The sequence below is a fragment of the Pseudomonas sp. TH15 genome (assembly GCF_016651105.1).
Classification (GTDB): domain Bacteria; phylum Pseudomonadota; class Gammaproteobacteria; order Pseudomonadales; family Pseudomonadaceae; genus Aquipseudomonas.
On sequence record NZ_JAEKEL010000001.1, the window covers coordinates 4889314 to 4904613 of the forward strand.

General features: G+C 59.9%; 16 protein-coding genes. 10 read left to right on the top strand and 6 right to left on the bottom strand.

The window, feature by feature from the left end:
• Positions 1-66 precede the first annotated feature (66 nt).
• From tusD to JFT87_RS22135, 6 genes are all read left to right on the top strand, one after another.
• Positions 67-459, top strand: coding sequence for a sulfurtransferase complex subunit TusD (gene tusD / locus JFT87_RS22110; protein WP_201205314.1), 393 nt, complete (start codon positions 67-69; stop codon positions 457-459).
• Position 460: 1 nt separating this feature from the next.
• On the top strand, positions 461-823 hold the full coding sequence (tusC, locus tag JFT87_RS22115) for a sulfurtransferase complex subunit TusC (RefSeq protein WP_201204556.1): 363 nt from the start codon (positions 461-463) through the stop codon (positions 821-823).
• The gene (gene tusB, locus JFT87_RS22120; RefSeq protein WP_201204557.1) at positions 823-1116 is read left to right on the top strand and encodes a sulfurtransferase complex subunit TusB; all 294 of its coding nucleotides are present in this window, start codon (positions 823-825) and stop codon (positions 1114-1116) included. Before tusC ends, tusB begins: the two co-directional genes overlap by 1 nt.
• Positions 1113-1448, top strand: a complete 336-nt coding sequence (locus tag JFT87_RS22125) for a TusE/DsrC/DsvC family sulfur relay protein (protein WP_201204558.1) — start codon at positions 1113-1115, stop codon at positions 1446-1448. The genes tusB and JFT87_RS22125 overlap by 4 nt, the downstream gene beginning before the upstream one ends.
• Positions 1445-2446, top strand: coding sequence for a glycosyl transferase family protein (locus JFT87_RS22130; RefSeq protein WP_201204559.1), 1002 nt, complete (start codon positions 1445-1447; stop codon positions 2444-2446). The genes JFT87_RS22125 and JFT87_RS22130 overlap by 4 nt, the downstream gene beginning before the upstream one ends.
• Before the next feature lie 90 nt (positions 2447-2536).
• Positions 2537-3538 (top strand): glutathione S-transferase family protein, encoded by a 1002-nt coding sequence (locus JFT87_RS22135; RefSeq protein WP_201204560.1) that lies wholly within the window; start codon positions 2537-2539, stop codon positions 3536-3538.
• 125 nt (positions 3539-3663) lie between these two features.
• On the opposite strand, the gene cysG is transcribed toward JFT87_RS22135, so the two are convergent.
• From cysG to ftsK, 6 genes are all read right to left on the bottom strand, one after another.
• Positions 3664-5058, bottom strand: coding sequence for a siroheme synthase CysG (cysG, locus tag JFT87_RS22140; RefSeq protein ID WP_201204562.1), 1395 nt, complete (start codon positions 5056-5058; stop codon positions 3664-3666).
• Entirely contained in the window at positions 5059-6339 is a 1281-nt protein-coding gene (serS, locus tag JFT87_RS22145) for a serine--tRNA ligase (protein ID WP_201204564.1), read from the bottom strand.
• A 15-nt stretch (positions 6340-6354) separates the two neighbouring features.
• Complete coding sequence (gene crcB, locus JFT87_RS22150; protein WP_201197133.1) at positions 6355-6729, bottom strand: fluoride efflux transporter CrcB; 375 nt, start codon at positions 6727-6729, stop codon at positions 6355-6357.
• Positions 6729-8051, bottom strand: a complete 1323-nt coding sequence (locus JFT87_RS22155; protein ID WP_201204565.1) for a replication-associated recombination protein A — start codon at positions 8049-8051, stop codon at positions 6729-6731. The genes crcB and JFT87_RS22155 overlap by 1 nt, the downstream gene beginning before the upstream one ends.
• A gap of 236 nt (positions 8052-8287) precedes the next feature.
• Complete coding sequence (gene lolA / locus JFT87_RS22160; RefSeq protein WP_201204566.1) at positions 8288-8911, bottom strand: outer membrane lipoprotein chaperone LolA; 624 nt, start codon at positions 8909-8911, stop codon at positions 8288-8290.
• 66 nt (positions 8912-8977) lie between these two features.
• Positions 8978-11383, bottom strand: a complete 2406-nt coding sequence (ftsK, locus tag JFT87_RS22165) for a DNA translocase FtsK (RefSeq protein WP_201204567.1) — start codon at positions 11381-11383, stop codon at positions 8978-8980.
• Between the two features lie 306 nt (positions 11384-11689).
• Here ftsK and trxB point away from each other — a divergent pair, with 306 nt between their 5' ends.
• From trxB to infA, 4 genes are all read left to right on the top strand, one after another.
• On the top strand, positions 11690-12649 hold the full coding sequence (gene trxB, locus JFT87_RS22170; protein ID WP_201204568.1) for a thioredoxin-disulfide reductase: 960 nt from the start codon (positions 11690-11692) through the stop codon (positions 12647-12649).
• Positions 12650-12713: 64 nt separating this feature from the next.
• A complete protein-coding gene (gene aat / locus JFT87_RS22175) occupies positions 12714-13394 on the top strand; it encodes a leucyl/phenylalanyl-tRNA--protein transferase (protein WP_201204569.1) in 681 nt (226 codons plus the stop codon).
• A gap of 56 nt (positions 13395-13450) precedes the next feature.
• Positions 13451-14158, top strand: a complete 708-nt coding sequence (locus JFT87_RS22180; RefSeq protein ID WP_201197128.1) for an arginyltransferase — start codon at positions 13451-13453, stop codon at positions 14156-14158.
• Positions 14159-14269: 111 nt separating this feature from the next.
• A complete protein-coding gene (gene infA / locus JFT87_RS22185) occupies positions 14270-14488 on the top strand; it encodes a translation initiation factor IF-1 (RefSeq protein WP_002553999.1) in 219 nt (72 codons plus the stop codon).
• The last annotated feature ends 812 nt before the right edge of the window (positions 14489-15300 follow it).

Sequence of the window (15300 nt, forward strand, 5' to 3'; positions counted from 1 at the left end):
ACTTGGGTTTCGCCGCCCCGCCGATAAAGCTTTATCATGGCCGCAGTTTTGCTGATCGAGTCCGTCATGAAGTTCGCCATCGCGCTGTTTTCCGCCGCCCATGCGCCCTCCTCGCGCCGTGCCTTGCTGTTCGCCCAGGCCGCGCTGGCCGGCGGGCATGAGATTGTCCGGCTGTTTTTCTATCAGGACGGCGTCTACAACGCGTCCGGCAGCGTCGTCACGCCCCAGGACGAGCAGGACTTGCCCAAGCAATGGCGCGCCTTTGTTGCCGAGCATCAACTGGACGGCGTCGTCTGCATCGCCGCTGCCCTGCGGCGTGGGGTGTTGAACGAAGAGGAAGCCAAGCGCTATCAGCGCGAAGCAGTGGCAGTCGGTGCGCCGTGGGAATTGTCCGGCCTCGGCCAACTGCATGACGCAGTACAAGACGCCGACCGACTGATCTGTTTTGGAGGCGCGTGACATGCCTAAATCCTTGCTGATGATCAGCCGCCAGGCGCCGTGGTCCGGGCCGAACGCGCGGGAAGCGCTGGACATCGTGCTGGCCGGCGGCGCGTTCGACTTGCCGATCGGCCTGCTGTTTCTCGATGACGGGGTTTTCCAACTCGCGTCGAAACAGGACGCCAAGGTCCTGCAGCAAAAAGACCTGAGCGCCAACCTGCAAGCGTTGCCGATGTTTGGTGTCGAAGAGCTGTTTGTTTGCGCCGACAGTGCCGCCGAGCGCGGCCTCGACCCGACAGCATTGTCGCTGGAAGAAGTCCAGGCACTGACCGCCAAAGAAATCACCGCCCTTATTGACCGTTACGACCAGGTGATCACCCTCTGATGTCGACTCTGCATGTGTTGTCTCATTCCCCGTTTGGCGACGATCGCCTGACCAGTTGCCTGCGTGTAATCGGCGCTGACGACGCGCTGCTGCTGTCTGGCGACGCGGCTTATGCCTTGCAGCCAGGCACCGCGCCGTTCAACGCATTGAGCATTCGTGGCCTGAAACTGTTCGTACTGGTTGAAGACGCCCAGGCTCGCGCGCTCCCAGTGCCCGATTGGGCCCAAGCCATCGACTACCCGTCCTTCGTCGAACTGTCGATTCACTACGACAAGGTCAACAGTTGGCTATGAACTCCCTGACCGTCGGCGCCCGCGCCATCGAGCTGGACAAGGATGGTTTCCTGGTCGATCTGAGCGACTGGAGCCTGGATGTAGCCAGCGCCCTAGCGGCCGCCGAAGACCTCGAGCTGAGCCCCGAGCATGTGGAAATCCTCGAATTGCTGCGCAGTTTCTACGCTGAATTCCAGCTGTCCCCGGCCACACGCCCGCTGATCAAATACACCGCGTTGAAACTCGGCCCGGAAAAAGGCAACAGCCTGCACCTGAACCGACTGTTCAAAGGCACCCCTGCCAAACTCGCCGCAAAACTGGCGGGCCTGCCCAAACCGACGAATTGCTTATGACCGACTACCCAGCACTGACCCTCGAAACGCCCGCCGAGCATCCGTTCGCTCAGTTCGTGCGGATCCTCGGCAAAGGCAAACGCGGCGCCCGCGACCTGACTCGTGAGGAAGCCCGGCAAGCCATGGGCTTCGTTCTGGACGACAAAGTCGAAGACACCCAGCTCGGCGCGTTTTTGATGCTGTTGCGACACAAAGAAGAAAGCGCCGAGGAGATGGCGGGGTTTACCGAAGCCCTTCGTGAACGCTTGAAGGCTCCGGCTTTAAATGTCGATCTGGACTGGCCGACCTACGCCGGCAAGAAGCGTCATCTGCCGTGGTATCTGCTGGCGGCCAAGTGCCTGGCGCAGAACGGCGTGCGGATTTTTATGCACGGCGGCGGCGCGCACACGGCAGGTCGGCTGTACAGCGAGCAACTGCTGGAAGAACTGAAAATCCCCTTGTGCCGCAACTGGCAGCAGGTCGGCGAAGCGCTGGATAACGGCGGCCTGGCATTCATGCCGTTGGTGGATTGGGCGCCACAACTTCAGCGCATGATCGACCTGCGCAACACCCTGGGCCTGCGCTCACCCATCCACTCCCTCACGCGGATTCTCAATCCGTTGAGTGCGCGCTGTGGCCTGCAAAGCATTTTCCACCCCGGCTACCAAGCCGTGCATCGCGATGCCAGCGGCTTGCTCGGTGATACGGCAATTGTGGTCAAGGGCGACGGCGGCGAAATAGAGATCAACCCGGACGCCGACAGTCACTTGTACGGCACCACCGGCGGCGAAAGCTGGGATGAGGAGTGGCCGCAACTGTCGGCACAGCGCCACGTCAAACCGGCGACGCTCGATCCTGAACACATGAAGGCCGTGTGGCGTGGCGATGTGGTCGACAGCTATCCGCAAATGGCGCTGATTTCGACCATGGCCCTGGCCTTGCGCGGCCTCGGCCAGACCCGCGAGCAAGCCTTCGAAACCGCCCAGCAATACTGGGACGCCCGGGACAAATCGATTTAACCGATCATAACTGCCCAACCTTTGCGCTTTTTGTTCGAACTCATGGGCATAGACTCCTCTCCAACGCTTATTGGTTAAGGAGTCTTGAACATGGGTTTGTTAGTTGAAGGCCGCTGGCAAGACCAGTGGTATGAAAGCAGCAAGGACGGCGCGTTCCAACGTGAACAAGCGCAGCGCCGCAACTGGCTGACCGCCGACGGCAAGCCAGGCCCGTCCGGTGTCGGTGGCTTTGCGGCCGAAGCCGGTCGCTATCACCTTTATGTGTCCCTGGCTTGCCCGTGGGCCCATCGCACGCTGATCCTGCGCAAACTCAAAGGCCTCGACAACCTGATCGATGTGTCGGTGGTCAGTTGGCTGATGCTGGAAAACGGCTGGACCTTCGACCAGAACCTCGGCTCCACCGGCGACAAACTCGATCACTTCAATTTCATGCACCAACGCTACACCGCCGATACCGCCAACTACACCGGCCGCGTCACCGTGCCGGTGCTCTGGGACAAACAGCAGAAACGCATCGTCAACAATGAATCGGCGGAAATCATCCGCATGTTCAACAGCGCCTTCGATGACCTGACCGGCAATGACCTGGATTTCTATCCGGCGCCGCTGCGGGGCGAGATCGATGCGTTAAATGAACGGATTTATCCGGCGGTGAACAACGGCGTGTACCGCGCCGGGTTTGCCACATCGCAGACCGCTTATGAAGAAGCGTTCGATGATGTGTTTGCCGAGCTGGATCGGCTGGAGCTGCTGTTAGACAAGAACCGCTACCTGGTCGGTGAATACCTGACGGAAGCGGACATTCGGTTGTTCACCACGCTGATCCGCTTCGATGCGGTGTATTACGGGCACTTCAAGTGCAACCTGCGGCGAATAGCCGATTATCCGAACCTGTCGAACTGGTTGCGGGAAATGTATCAGTGGCCAGGGATTGCCGAGACGGTGGATTTTGAGCACATCAAGCATCACTACTACGGCAGCCACAAGACCATTAACCCGACGGGGATTGTGCCGAAAGGGCCGGCGCAGGACTTTACCGCGGCGCATGATCGGGCGCGGTTGAGTGGGAAAGGGGTTTGGCGCAGGGCCTGAGGTTTGTGCCGGTTTTGAGGGCCCCTTCGCGGGCAAGCCTCGCTCCTACAGGTACAGCGTCGCTCTCACGACGTGCGAAAAACCTGTAGGAGCGAGGCTTGCCCGCGAAGAAGGCGACTCGGTCTCTAGACTTGCGCCTGAGCCCCCTCGAACCACGCCAGTTTCTCGCGCAATTGCACCACTTCCCCAACAATCACCAATGTCGGCGCATGCACTTCATGCTCCGCCACCAGTCGTGGCAAATCAGCCAACGTACCGGTAAACACCCGCTGATTGACCGTGGTGCCCTGCTGAATCAACGCCGCCGGGGTATCCGCCCCGCGACCATGCTTGATCAACTGCTCGCAGATGATCGGCAAGCCCACCAGCCCCATGTAAAACACCAGGGTTTGCGCCGGGGCGACCAGGTCGGCCCACGGCAAATCGGTGGAACCATCCTTCAGGTGGCCGGTGACGAACCGCACCGACTGCGCGTAATCACGGTGAGTCAGCGGAATCCCGGCATACGCCGCGCAACCGCTAGCCGCCGTAATGCCCGGCACGACCTGGAACGGAATGCCATGGGCCGCCAGTTCTTCGATCTCTTCACCGCCACGACCGAAGATGAACGGATCACCCCCCTTGAGCCGCACCACGCGCTTGCCAGCCTTGGCCAGATCCACCAATTGTTGGTTGATCTGATCCTGCGGCACAGCGTGATCGGCGCGACGCTTGCCGACGTAAACCCGCTCAGCATCGCGACGACACAAATCCAGAATTGCCGGCGCGACCAGCCGGTCGTAGAGCACCACATCGGCTTGCTGCATCAGCCGCAACGCACGGAAGGTCAGTAGGTCCGGATCGCCCGGCCCGGCGCCGACCAAATACACTTCACCGGTTTTTTTCGGCGGCTCGCCAGCGATTTTCGCCAGCAGCAAGCGCTCGGCTTCAGCGCCCTGCCCGGCCAGTTGCCGATCGGCAATCGGGCCCTGGAAAACATCCTCCCAGAACGACCGACGCTGCTGCACATCCGGAAGCAGGTTTTTGACCTGAGTACGAAAGCGCGCCGCCAGGCCGGCCAGTTGACCGTAGGTGGAAGGAATCCAGGTTTCGATTTTGGCCCGGATCAGCCGCGCCAGCACCGGCGCATCGCCGCCGCTGGAGATGGCAACGATCAGCGGGGAACGGTCGACAATCGCCGGGAAAATCACGCTGCACAGGGCGGGCGCATCCACTACGTTGACCGGCACGCAACGCCGATGGGCATCGGCGGAGACTTGCGCATTCAGCGGCTCGTCGTCGGTGGCGGCAATGATCAGCCCGCAACCGTCCAGGTCCGCCTCGACGTAGCCGCGCAACAGGCACTCGCCACCGCTGCCGGTCACCAGTGCGCGCAGTTGCGGTTCGATTTCAGGTGCGACCACCCGCAGCAGCGCACCGGCTTCGGCCAGCAGGCGGGACTTGCGCAAGGCAATTTCCCCGCCGCCGACGACCAACACACGACTGCCGCGCAGATTATGAAACAGCGGCAGATAGTCCATTTAGCCGATGACCTCAAGGCCACCCATGTACGGCTTCAGTACGGCTGGCACACGGATCGAACCGTCGGCCTGCTGGTAGTTTTCCAGCACGGCGACCAAAGTACGACCGACCGCCAGGCCGGAACCGTTCAGGGTGTGAACCAGTTCAGGCTTGCCGGTTTCCGGGTTACGGAAGCGCGCTTGCATACGACGGGCCTGGAAATCGCCGCAGTTGGAGCACGACGAAATTTCACGGTACTTGTCCTGGCTCGGAATCCACACTTCCAGGTCGTAAGTCTTGACCGCGCTGAAGCCCATGTCGCCAGTGCACAGCGCCAGAGTGCGATACGGCAGTTCCAGCAATTGCAGGACTTTCTCCGCGTTGGCGGTCAGGCCTTCCAGCGCCTCCATCGAGGTCGATGGCTCAACGATCTGGACCATTTCGACCTTGTCGAACTGGTGCTGGCGGATCATGCCGCGAGTGTCACGACCCGACGCGCCGGCTTCGCTGCGAAAGCACGGCGTGTGGGCAACGAACTTGATCGGCAGCAGTTTCGAATCGAGGATTTCGCCAGCGACGATGTTGGTCAGCGACACTTCAGCCGTCGGGATCAGGTACAGATCGGCTTCGCCTTCGCGAGTGATCTTGAACAGGTCTTCTTCGAACTTCGGCAACTGGCCGGTGCCTTGCAAGGCCGGCGCTTGAACCAGGTAAGGCGTGTAGGCCTCTTCGTAACCGTGTTCGGTGGTGTGCAGGTTGATCATGAACTGCGCGAGTGCGCGGTGCAGACGGGCGATCGGGCCGCGCAACAGGGCGAAACGCGCGCCGGACAGCTTGGCGGCAGTTTCGAAGTCCAGCCAGCCGAACTTCTCGCCCAGGGCCACGTGGTCCTGAACCGGGAAATCGAACGCGGTCGGGGTGCCCCAGCGGCGCACTTCGACGTTGCCGTCTTCGTCAGCGCCGATCGGCACGGATTCGTGCGGCAGGTTCGGGATGCCGAGCAGGATCGAATCCAGGTCGGTCTGGATCTGGTCCAGTTCAACCTTGCCGGCGCTCAACTCGCTGGCCATGCGCTCGACGTCAGCCATCAACGGCGCGATGTCTTCACCGCGTTGTTTGGCCTGACCGATGGATTTGGAGCGCGCATTACGTTCAGCCTGCAGTGCTTCAGTGCGGGTCTGGACGGTCTTGCGCTGTTCTTCCAGCGCTTCGATGCGCGCAACATCCAGCACAAAGCCACGGGATGCCAGGCGGTCCGCTACGTCCTGAAGGTTGCTACGTAACAGTTTGGAATCGAGCATGTCGGTCTCTCGTTATCAAAGTTTGGTCAGGGACAGGCCGGCCCAGGTGGCGAGCAGCCCGCCGAATACGCTGATGGCCAGATAACCGAAGGCTATCGGTGCCTGCCCGCTTTCCAGCAAGCGCAACGTATCCAGAGAAAAGGATGAAAAAGTCGTCAGACCGCCCACAAAACCGACGATCAGGCCGGCGCGGATTTCGATTGGTACTTCCGGGCGCGTCAGAAACAGCCCATACAGCAAACCGATAATCAGGCAGCCCACCAGATTGACGGCCAGGGTCGCCGCATAAAAATGCCGCGGCCAATTGGCGCTGACCCAAGTGCTGGTTGCGAAACGCAGTAATGTACCAGCGATACCGGCCACGGACACCGCAAGAATCGTTCGAATCACTATTTTCTCCGCTGCCGGGGGCTGAGTCGGTCAAGTTGGGCGAGGTGGTTAAGCTTTTCGCCGATTTTCAGTTCCAGGCCTCGCGGCACCGGTTGATAGAACGGTTGCGGGTCGAGCTCTTCCGGGAAGTAGTCTTCACCAGCGGCGTAGGCGTCCGGCTCATCATGGGCATAACGGTATTCATCGCCGTAACCCAATTGCTTCATCAGCTTGGTCGGTGCGTTGCGCAGGTGCAGCGGCACTTCAAGGGAACCGTGTTCGGCGGCGCTGCGCAGCGCGGCTTTGAACCCCATGTACACCGCGTTGCTTTTCGGCGCGCAAGCCAGATAGGTGATGGCCTGGGCCACCGCCAACTCGCCTTCCGGGCTGCCGAGCCGTTCCTGCACTTCCCACGCCGCCAGACACAGGCTCAGGGCGCGAGGGTCGGCGTTGCCGATGTCTTCGCTGGCCATGCGCACCACGCGCCGGGCCAGGTACAACGGATCGCAACCGCCGTCGATCATGCGGGCAAACCAGTACAGCGCGCCGTCGGGGTTGGAGCCACGTACGGATTTATGCAGCGCGGAAATCTGGTCGTAGAAGGCTTCGCCACCCTTGTCGAAACGCCGACGGGTATCGCCGAGCAGACTTTGCAGCAGATCGACGCCGATCTCGCTGTTGTCTTCGGCCAGGTCCGAGGCGTTTTCCAGCAGGTTGAGCAGGCGTCGGCCATCGCCATCAGCAGCGGACAGCAACATCTGAAAGCCTTCATCGCTGAGGGTCAGTTGCCGCTTGCCCAGGCCACGTTCTTCAGTGAGTGCACGGTGCACCAGTTTGCGCAGCGCGGCCTCGTCGAGGCTTTTGAGCACGTAAACACGAGCCCGGGAGAGCAAGGCGTTGTTGAGTTCGAAGGACGGGTTTTCGGTGGTCGCACCGATGAAAATCAGCGTGCCGTCTTCCACATACGGCAGAAAGGCGTCCTGCTGGGATTTGTTGAAGCGGTGTACTTCATCGACAAACAGGATCGTGCGCTTGCCGTACTGCCCGGCCTGCTGCTTGGCGATTTCCACCGCCTGACGGATTTCCTTCACACCGGCAAGCACCGCCGAAACCGTTTCGAAGTGCGCATCCGAGACTTCCGCCAGCAACCGCGCCAGGGTGGTTTTACCTACCCCCGGCGGGCCCCAAAAGATCATCGAATGCAGGGCCCCCTGCTCCAGGGCTTCGCGCAAAGGCTTGCCGCGAGCGAGCAGGTGTTCCTGACCGACGTACTCATCCAGATTGGCCGCACGCAAACGGGCGGCCAAGGGCTGAGCAATCGGGGCACTGCGAAACAGGTCCATCACGTAAGGTTCAAACCTCGCTTTATGACATTGCTCTCAAGTCTGGCGAAAATCCTGTGACAAGAGCGACTTACCTGTGGCGAGGGGGCTTGCCCCCGCTCGACTGCGAAGCAGTCGTAAAACCATCGCATGCGGTGTTTTTTGAAAAACCGCGGATGCAGGTTTTAGGGCCGCTTCGCAACCCAACGGGGGCAAGCCCCCTCGCCACACAAGCCCGCTCCCACAGGTCCTGTTGTTTATTCCTGGATCACGTCCGCCCCTTTAGGGATGTCGAACTTGAACTTGGACGCCGGGATCGGCTCGTTGGCCTTCACGCCGGTGAACAGGATATTGGTTCGCTGGCCGACGCTGTCGATCAGTTGCATGTCATTGACCAGGCCATTGCGGAACGACAGGCGCAGGCTGTCGAACAGGGTGTCCTTGGTTTTCGGCTTCAGGGTGAAGTCGATCACGCCGCCGGCTTCCTTGGCACTGATATCGAAGCTCTGGCTGATCTTGGACACGTCACCGGACAACAGCAGCGCCGGGGTCTGGGTCAGGCGCAGGTCGAGGTTCTTGATGGTGACCTGTTCCAGGTCCGGGTCCCACAGGGTGACCTTCTTGCCGTCGGAAACCATGGTTTGTTCAGCCGGCGCATTGGTGTGCCAGTAGAACAGGCCCGGACGCTGCAGCGACATGTCACCGGCGGTTTCCTGCAACTGGGTGCCGCTGCCATCGAGGGTCAACTGGGAGAAGTGTGCGGTCAGGGTCTTGGATGTTTCGAGCAATTGGGTCAGACGCGCCACGTCCTTGTCATCGGCGTGGGCCGAGAGTGTGGTCAAAGCCAGAACCGGCAGCAACAGCATGCGGATAAGACGCATGGGAGTCCTCTTGATATTCGTGGGAGTTGCGGAGGCGCGTCATTGCGCCACCCTTTTCAATTCAAATCAGTCGCGCACCGGGCCAGGGGCCAGGACTTCGCGCGAACCGTTGGTGTTCATGGACGTCACGACCCCGGCCATTTCCATGGCCTCGATCATGCGCGCGGCGCGGTTGTAGCCGATTTTCAGCTTGCGCTGAACCGCCGAAATCGACGCCCGACGACTTTCCAGCACGAACTGCACGGCTTCGTCGTAGAGCGCATCGGATTCACTGTCATCATCGCCACCGCTGCCGCCTTCAAAACCACTACCGGGCTCTTCGACACCGGCCAGGATCTCGTCGTTGTATTCCGGTGCCCCGCGCAGTTTCCAGGCCTCGACCACCCGGTGAACCTCCTCATCGGAGACGAACGCGCCATGGACACGGATAGGCAGGCTGGTGCCTGGCGGCATGTAGAGCATGTCACCGTGGCCCAGCAGTTGCTCGGCACCGCCCTGGTCGATGATGGTCCGGGAATCGATCTTGCTCGATACCTGGAACGCCATACGGGTCGGAATGTTGGCCTTGATCAGACCGGTGATCACGTCAACCGACGGACGCTGGGTCGCAAGGATCAAGTGGATCCCGGCCGCACGGGCCTTCTGGGCGATACGGGCGATCAGTTCTTCAACCTTTTTGCCGACGATCATCATCATGTCGGCGAATTCGTCCACCACCACGACGATGGTCGGCAACTTGTGCAGCAGCGGCGCTTCGTCGTGGATGCTTTCACGCTTGTACAGCGGGTCGGCCAGCGGCGTGCCAGCTTCCTCGGCATCCTTGACCTTCTGGTTGAAGCCCGACAGGTTACGCACACCCATCTTCGCCATCAGTTTGTAGCGACGCTCCATCTCCGCCACGCTCCAGCGCAGGGCGTTGGCCGCGTCCTTCATGTCGGTGACCACGGGGCAGAGCAAGTGCGGAATGCCTTCGTAGATCGACAGCTCAAGCATTTTCGGGTCAATCATGATCAGCTTGGCGTCTTCCGGGCCGGACTTGAACAGGATCGACAGGATCATCGCGTTCACACCCACCGACTTACCGGAACCGGTGGTACCGGCCACCAGCAAGTGAGGCATTTTCGCCAGGTCAGTGATGACCGGCTTGCCGCCAATGTCGTGGCCGAGGGCCAGGGTCACCGGGGATTTGAAGTTGTCGTATTCGGGCGACGACAGCACTTCGGAGAAGCGCACGATCTGCCGGTCTTCGTTAGGAATCTCGATACCGACCGTGGTCTTGCCCGGAATCACTTCAACCACCCGCACACTGGTTACAGCCAGCGAACGCGCCAGGTCTTTGGCCAGGTTGGAAATGCGGCTGACCTTGACGCCGGCTGCCGGCTGGATTTCGTAACGGGTAATCACCGGGCCTGGGTGAATCGAATCCACGGTGACTTCGACGCCGAACTCCTTGAGCTTGATTTCCAGCAAGTGGCCAACCGCAGCCAGGGATTCAGGCGAGTAATTGAGTTGTTTCTTTTCCGCCGGATCGAGAATCGAGATCGGCGGCAAGGTGCCTTCCACGGCGCTGTCGACGAACAACGGCGCCTGTTTCTCTTTCTGTACGCGCTTGCTTGGCTCGGGCGCCTTGATCGGAGCCGGGGCGATGACCGGCGGCACCTGTTTCTCGCGTTCGGACATGTGCTTGCTCAGCGCCTGCTCGCGTTCGATCAGGCGTTCCTTGACCTTGGCCTGCTCGCGCTTGTCGGTGACGGTCGGCGCCACCACGTCGTGGACGCGGTCATCGACTTCACGCAACTGGGCGACCAGTTGCTTGCGTTCGGTACGCGCAGACCACCAGCGATTAGCCGCGCCTTGGAACAGTTCAAACAAGTCGAGTGTAATTTTGCCCGTGACGTCCATCACCTTGAACCACGACAGGTCGGTGAACACCGTCAGGCCGAACAGGAACAGCGCGATGAACAGCAGCGTGCTGCCCTGGATGTTCAGGGCATTTTTGGCCAGGTCGCCAAGGCTTTCGCCCAACGCGCCGCCAGCGCCAGCCGGCAAGCCGGTCGCTGCATGGAAATGGATGTGGGCCAGGGCCGCGCCCGACAGCACCAGGAAGACCAAACCGATCAGGCGCCAGGAGAACAGCCAACCGCTCCACTGCCACGGTTCGTGACGTTGACGGAAGATCTGGTAGATCTTGACCGCCAGTAACAGCGGGAAGATGTAGGCGAAGTAACCGAGCACCATGAACAGGATATCGGCACTGTAGGAGCCAACCGGCCCGCCGAAGTTCTGCACATCGTCGATCTTGCTGTTGTGGCTCCAGCCCGGATCGTCCTTGCCATAGGTCAACAAGGCCATCATCAGGAACAGGCACAAGGCACCGATGGCGATCAGCGCACCTTCCTTGAGTCGGTAGTGCAAATGCTGGCGCCAGAGCGGAACGACGGCTGGTTTAGGTGCTGCGGTGGATTTCTTCAAAACGCTTCTATTCCTGCGCCAATGGCGCGTCCATCTGTTGAATGACTATAAAAACTGCCCAATCCAGGCAGGTAAAAAAGTTAACAGGCGCAACTGGGACTACTTTTAACACTGCACCCCGGTGTTTCAAAACAGGGCATGCACAGCTTTTTTGATACAAGCGCTGTTACAAGCCGGCATTGTACGGGTTTGTTCGCCCGATGCCATGCTTCAGACCCTTGGGTGTAGCATAGCCAAAAGCACATGACACACGGTTCAATTTGAGCATGCATTCTCTTTTGTGACAAAGGCTTATGAGGTGTTTTTATGAGCGAAGCCAAGCATTCACGCCTGATCATTCTGGGTTCTGGCCCTGCCGGTTACAGCGCCGCCGTTTATGCCGCCCGCGCCAACCTCAAACCCGTCGTCATTACCGGCATACAGGCCGGTGGCCAACTCACCACCACCGTCGAAGTCGACAACTGGCCTGGCGACGTCGAAGGCCTCACTGGCCCGGTGCTGATGGAACGCATGCAAAAACACGCCGAGCGCTTTGACACAGAGATCGTTTACGACCACATCCACACCGCCAAGTTGCAACAGCACCCTTTTGAACTCATCGGCGACAGCGGCACCTACACCTGCGACGCGTTGATTATCGCCACCGGCGCCTCGGCCCAGTACCTGGGGCTGCCGTCGGAAGAAGCCTTTGCCGGCAAGGGCGTTTCCGCCTGTGCGACGTGCGACGGTTTCTTCTACCGCAATCAGGTAGTCGCCGTGGTCGGCGGCGGCAACACGGCGGTTGAGGAGGCGTTATACCTGTCGAACATCGCCAAGGAAGTCCACCTGGTGCACCGTCGTGACAAGCTGCGCTCGGAGAAGATCCTTCAGGACAAGCTGTTCGAAAAAGCCGCCAACGGCAATATCCGCCTGCACTGGAATCAGAATCTTGATGAAGTGTTGGGCGATGCCAGCGGCGTAACTGGCGCCCGCCTGCGTGACAGCAACACTGGCGAAACCCGCGAACTGCCGTTGACCGGCGTGTTCATTGCCATCGGCCACAAGCCCAACACCGACCTGTTCCAGGGCCAACTGAAAATGCGTGACGGCTACCTGCTGATCAAGGGTGGCAACGAAGGCGATGCCACCGCCACCGACATCGAAGGTGTGTTCGCCGCCGGCGATGTGGCCGATCATGTTTACCGCCAGGCTGTGACGTCTGCCGGGGCTGGCTGCATGGCCGCGCTGGACGCCGAGAAATACCTCGACGATATTCCTACCGTTTGATGCACGACTTCACGGCGGACCGAAACGTCCGCCCCTGCCCTCCCCTTCTGCAAGCCCGGATGCCATGCTGACTTGGTTACAACGCAACACCCTGACTTTTCCGCCCCTGGAAAAAGCCATGCGCGATCCCAATGGGCTGCTGGCGGCGGGCGGTGATCTGTCCGCTGATCGGCTGATCCAGGCCTATCGCCACGGCTGCTTCCCTTGGTTTTCCGAAGGCCAACCGATTCTCTGGTGGTCGCCCGATCCACGCACCGTGCTGTTTCCCGACGAACTGCACGTTTCCCGCAGCCTGAACAAGTTGCTGCGCCAACAATGCTATCAAGTGACCTTCGATCAGGATTTTGCCGCGGTCATCCGCGCCTGCGCCGCGCCGCGCGATTACGCCGACGGCACCTGGATCACGAAAGCCATGCAGAACGCCTACCTGGAGTTGCACAAGCGCGGCTACGCCCATTCGGTGGAAGTCTGGGACCAGGGTGAACTGGTCGGCGGCTTGTACGGCCTGGCCATGGGTCAGCTGTTTTTTGGCGAGTCGATGTTCAGTCGCGCCGACAACGCCTCCAAATATGGCTTTGCCACACTGGTGCAACATCTGAAAGACTCAGGTTTTGTGCTGATCGATTGCCAGATGCCTACCGACCATTTGCACAGCCTCGGTGCCCGAGCGATACCCCGCAGCGAGTTTGCCGGCTATCTGGCTCGACATCTGGATCAACCTAATCACGCCACCTGGGTTTGCTGAGCGACTTTTGCGCGCGTGGCTTACACTTATTCAAAAGCTTATCCCCGAGGTTGATCATGACCGAGTTGGCGCGTTTGAAGTTCTATGCCACTCAGCCCCACTCTTGCAGTTATCTGCCCGAGGAGCAGGCCACAACCCTGTTTCTCGATCCTAGCCAGCCCATGGATGTGCATGTCTACGCAGACCTGTCGGAAATGGGTTTTCGTCGCAGTGGCGATCATCTCTATCGGCCTCATTGCCAAAATTGCAATGCGTGCGTGCCTGCACGCATCCCTGTGGCTCAATTTGCGCCCAACCGTCAGCAAAAACGCATTTTCAAGCGCAACGCAGACTTGCAGGTGCGCCCGGCCAGGCCCGGGTTCAGCGAAGAGTATTTCGACCTCTATCAACGCTATATCGAACAGCGTCACGCCGACGGCGACATGTACCCGCCGAGCCGCGATCAGTTTTCGACCTTCCTGGTGCGTGACCTGCCGTTTTCGCGGTTCTACGAATTTCGTCTCGACGGCCGGTTGGTGGCCGTGGCGGTTACCGACTTGCTGCCCAATGGCCTGTCGGCGGTCTACACCTTCTACGAGCCCGCCGAGGACCATCGCAGCCTCGGACGTTACGCAATCCTCTGGCAGATCGCAGAAGCCCAGCGTCTGGGACTGGAAGCGGTCTACCTCGGCTACTGGATCAAGAACTGCAAAAAGATGAACTACAAGACCCAGTATCGCCCCATCGAATTGCTGATAAATCAGCGCTGGGTCATCCTGAACTAAGGCAATCTGTAAACCGCTTGGCGTAAACCCCATTTTTCGGGCACAATGCACGCCGCTTTTGCCTGGCGCAGTTGCACCGGGCCATTCATTGGATACCGAGGGCTTTACTGCATGTCGAAAGAAGACAGCTTCGAAATGGAAGGCACTGTCGTCGACACCCTGCCCAACACCATGTTTCGTGTGGAGTTGGAAAATGGGCACGTCGTAACCGCGCATATTTCCGGCAAGATGCGCAAGAACTACATTCGTATTCTTACCGGTGACAAAGTGCGCGTCGAGCTGACGCCCTATGACTTGAGCAAAGGGCGCATTACTTACCGCGCTCGCTAATCAAGTCAATACAAAACGCCCGGTTTATGCCGGGCGTTTTTGTGTGTGCGCTGTTTTAGTGGGCTCTCTAGGGTTGGGTGTATATCCGTTGCTGCGGTAACGGCTGCTTAGGGTTTCGCTCTTACAGCGACTCACTTTTCCAAACGCCGAAAAGTAAGCAAAAGGCTTCGCCCCGGCGTACGGCATCTCGCTACGCTCGATGTACCCTCGCTACGGTGTCCATCAGGGGGCATCGCCTACGGTCTGCTTCGCGACGACCTCCTCTCGATGTGTTCGGCTCCGCCGAACGGCGCTACGCGCCTAACCCCCTGATGAACACCTACGCTCGGCCTGCCGAAGGGGCGAGAGATCAAAAGCCAAAGCAAGATCAAAAGCCAGCGCCAGATCAAAAATCGCGGGCTTTGGCAGCTGAGGGGCTTGGCGGGTAAGCCGTGATAACCAATGTAGGAGCTGCCGAAGGCTGCGATCTTTTGATTTGTTTGTCTTTGGGGTTGGTGGGTTGGGGGCATATCCGTTTTTTCGGGTGCTGCCGCTGGCGGTTTCGCTTTTACAGCGAGTCACCTTTTCCAAACGCCGAAAAGGTAACCCAAAAGGCTTGGCCCCGGCGTACGGCACTTCGCTGAGGCTCAGTGTTCCCTCGCTACGGCGCCCATCCGGGGGCATCGCCTCCGGTCGGCTTCGCTTCAACCTCCTCTCGATGTGTGCGGCTTCGCCGCACGGCGCTACGCGCCTAACCCCCAGATGAACACCTCCACTCAGCCTCCCGAAGGGGCTGAAGATCAAGAGTCCCTCACCCTAGCCCTCTCCCGGCG

Excerpts from the sequence above, each read along its gene's own strand:
- tusD (WP_201205314.1), top strand. The coding sequence starts at position 67 with ATGAAGTTCGCCATCGCGCTGTTTTCCGCCGCCCATGCGCCCTCCTCG.
- tusC (WP_201204556.1), top strand. The coding sequence starts at position 461 with ATGCCTAAATCCTTGCTGATGATCAGCCGCCAGGCGCCGTGGTCCGGG.
- tusB (WP_201204557.1), top strand. The coding sequence starts at position 823 with ATGTCGACTCTGCATGTGTTGTCTCATTCCCCGTTTGGCGACGATCGC.
- JFT87_RS22125 (WP_201204558.1), top strand. The coding sequence starts at position 1,113 with ATGAACTCCCTGACCGTCGGCGCCCGCGCCATCGAGCTGGACAAGGAT.
- JFT87_RS22130 (WP_201204559.1), top strand. The coding sequence starts at position 1,445 with ATGACCGACTACCCAGCACTGACCCTCGAAACGCCCGCCGAGCATCCG.
- JFT87_RS22135 (WP_201204560.1), top strand. The coding sequence starts at position 2,537 with ATGGGTTTGTTAGTTGAAGGCCGCTGGCAAGACCAGTGGTATGAAAGC.
- cysG (WP_201204562.1), bottom strand. The coding sequence starts at position 5,058 with ATGGACTATCTGCCGCTGTTTCATAATCTGCGCGGCAGTCGTGTGTTG.
- serS (WP_201204564.1), bottom strand. The coding sequence starts at position 6,339 with ATGCTCGATTCCAAACTGTTACGTAGCAACCTTCAGGACGTAGCGGAC.
- JFT87_RS22155 (WP_201204565.1), bottom strand. The coding sequence starts at position 8,051 with ATGGACCTGTTTCGCAGTGCCCCGATTGCTCAGCCCTTGGCCGCCCGT.
- lolA (WP_201204566.1), bottom strand. The coding sequence starts at position 8,911 with ATGCGTCTTATCCGCATGCTGTTGCTGCCGGTTCTGGCTTTGACCACA.
- trxB (WP_201204568.1), top strand. The coding sequence starts at position 11,690 with ATGAGCGAAGCCAAGCATTCACGCCTGATCATTCTGGGTTCTGGCCCT.
- aat (WP_201204569.1), top strand. The coding sequence starts at position 12,714 with ATGCTGACTTGGTTACAACGCAACACCCTGACTTTTCCGCCCCTGGAA.
- JFT87_RS22180 (WP_201197128.1), top strand. The coding sequence starts at position 13,451 with ATGACCGAGTTGGCGCGTTTGAAGTTCTATGCCACTCAGCCCCACTCT.
- infA (WP_002553999.1), top strand. The coding sequence starts at position 14,270 with ATGTCGAAAGAAGACAGCTTCGAAATGGAAGGCACTGTCGTCGACACC.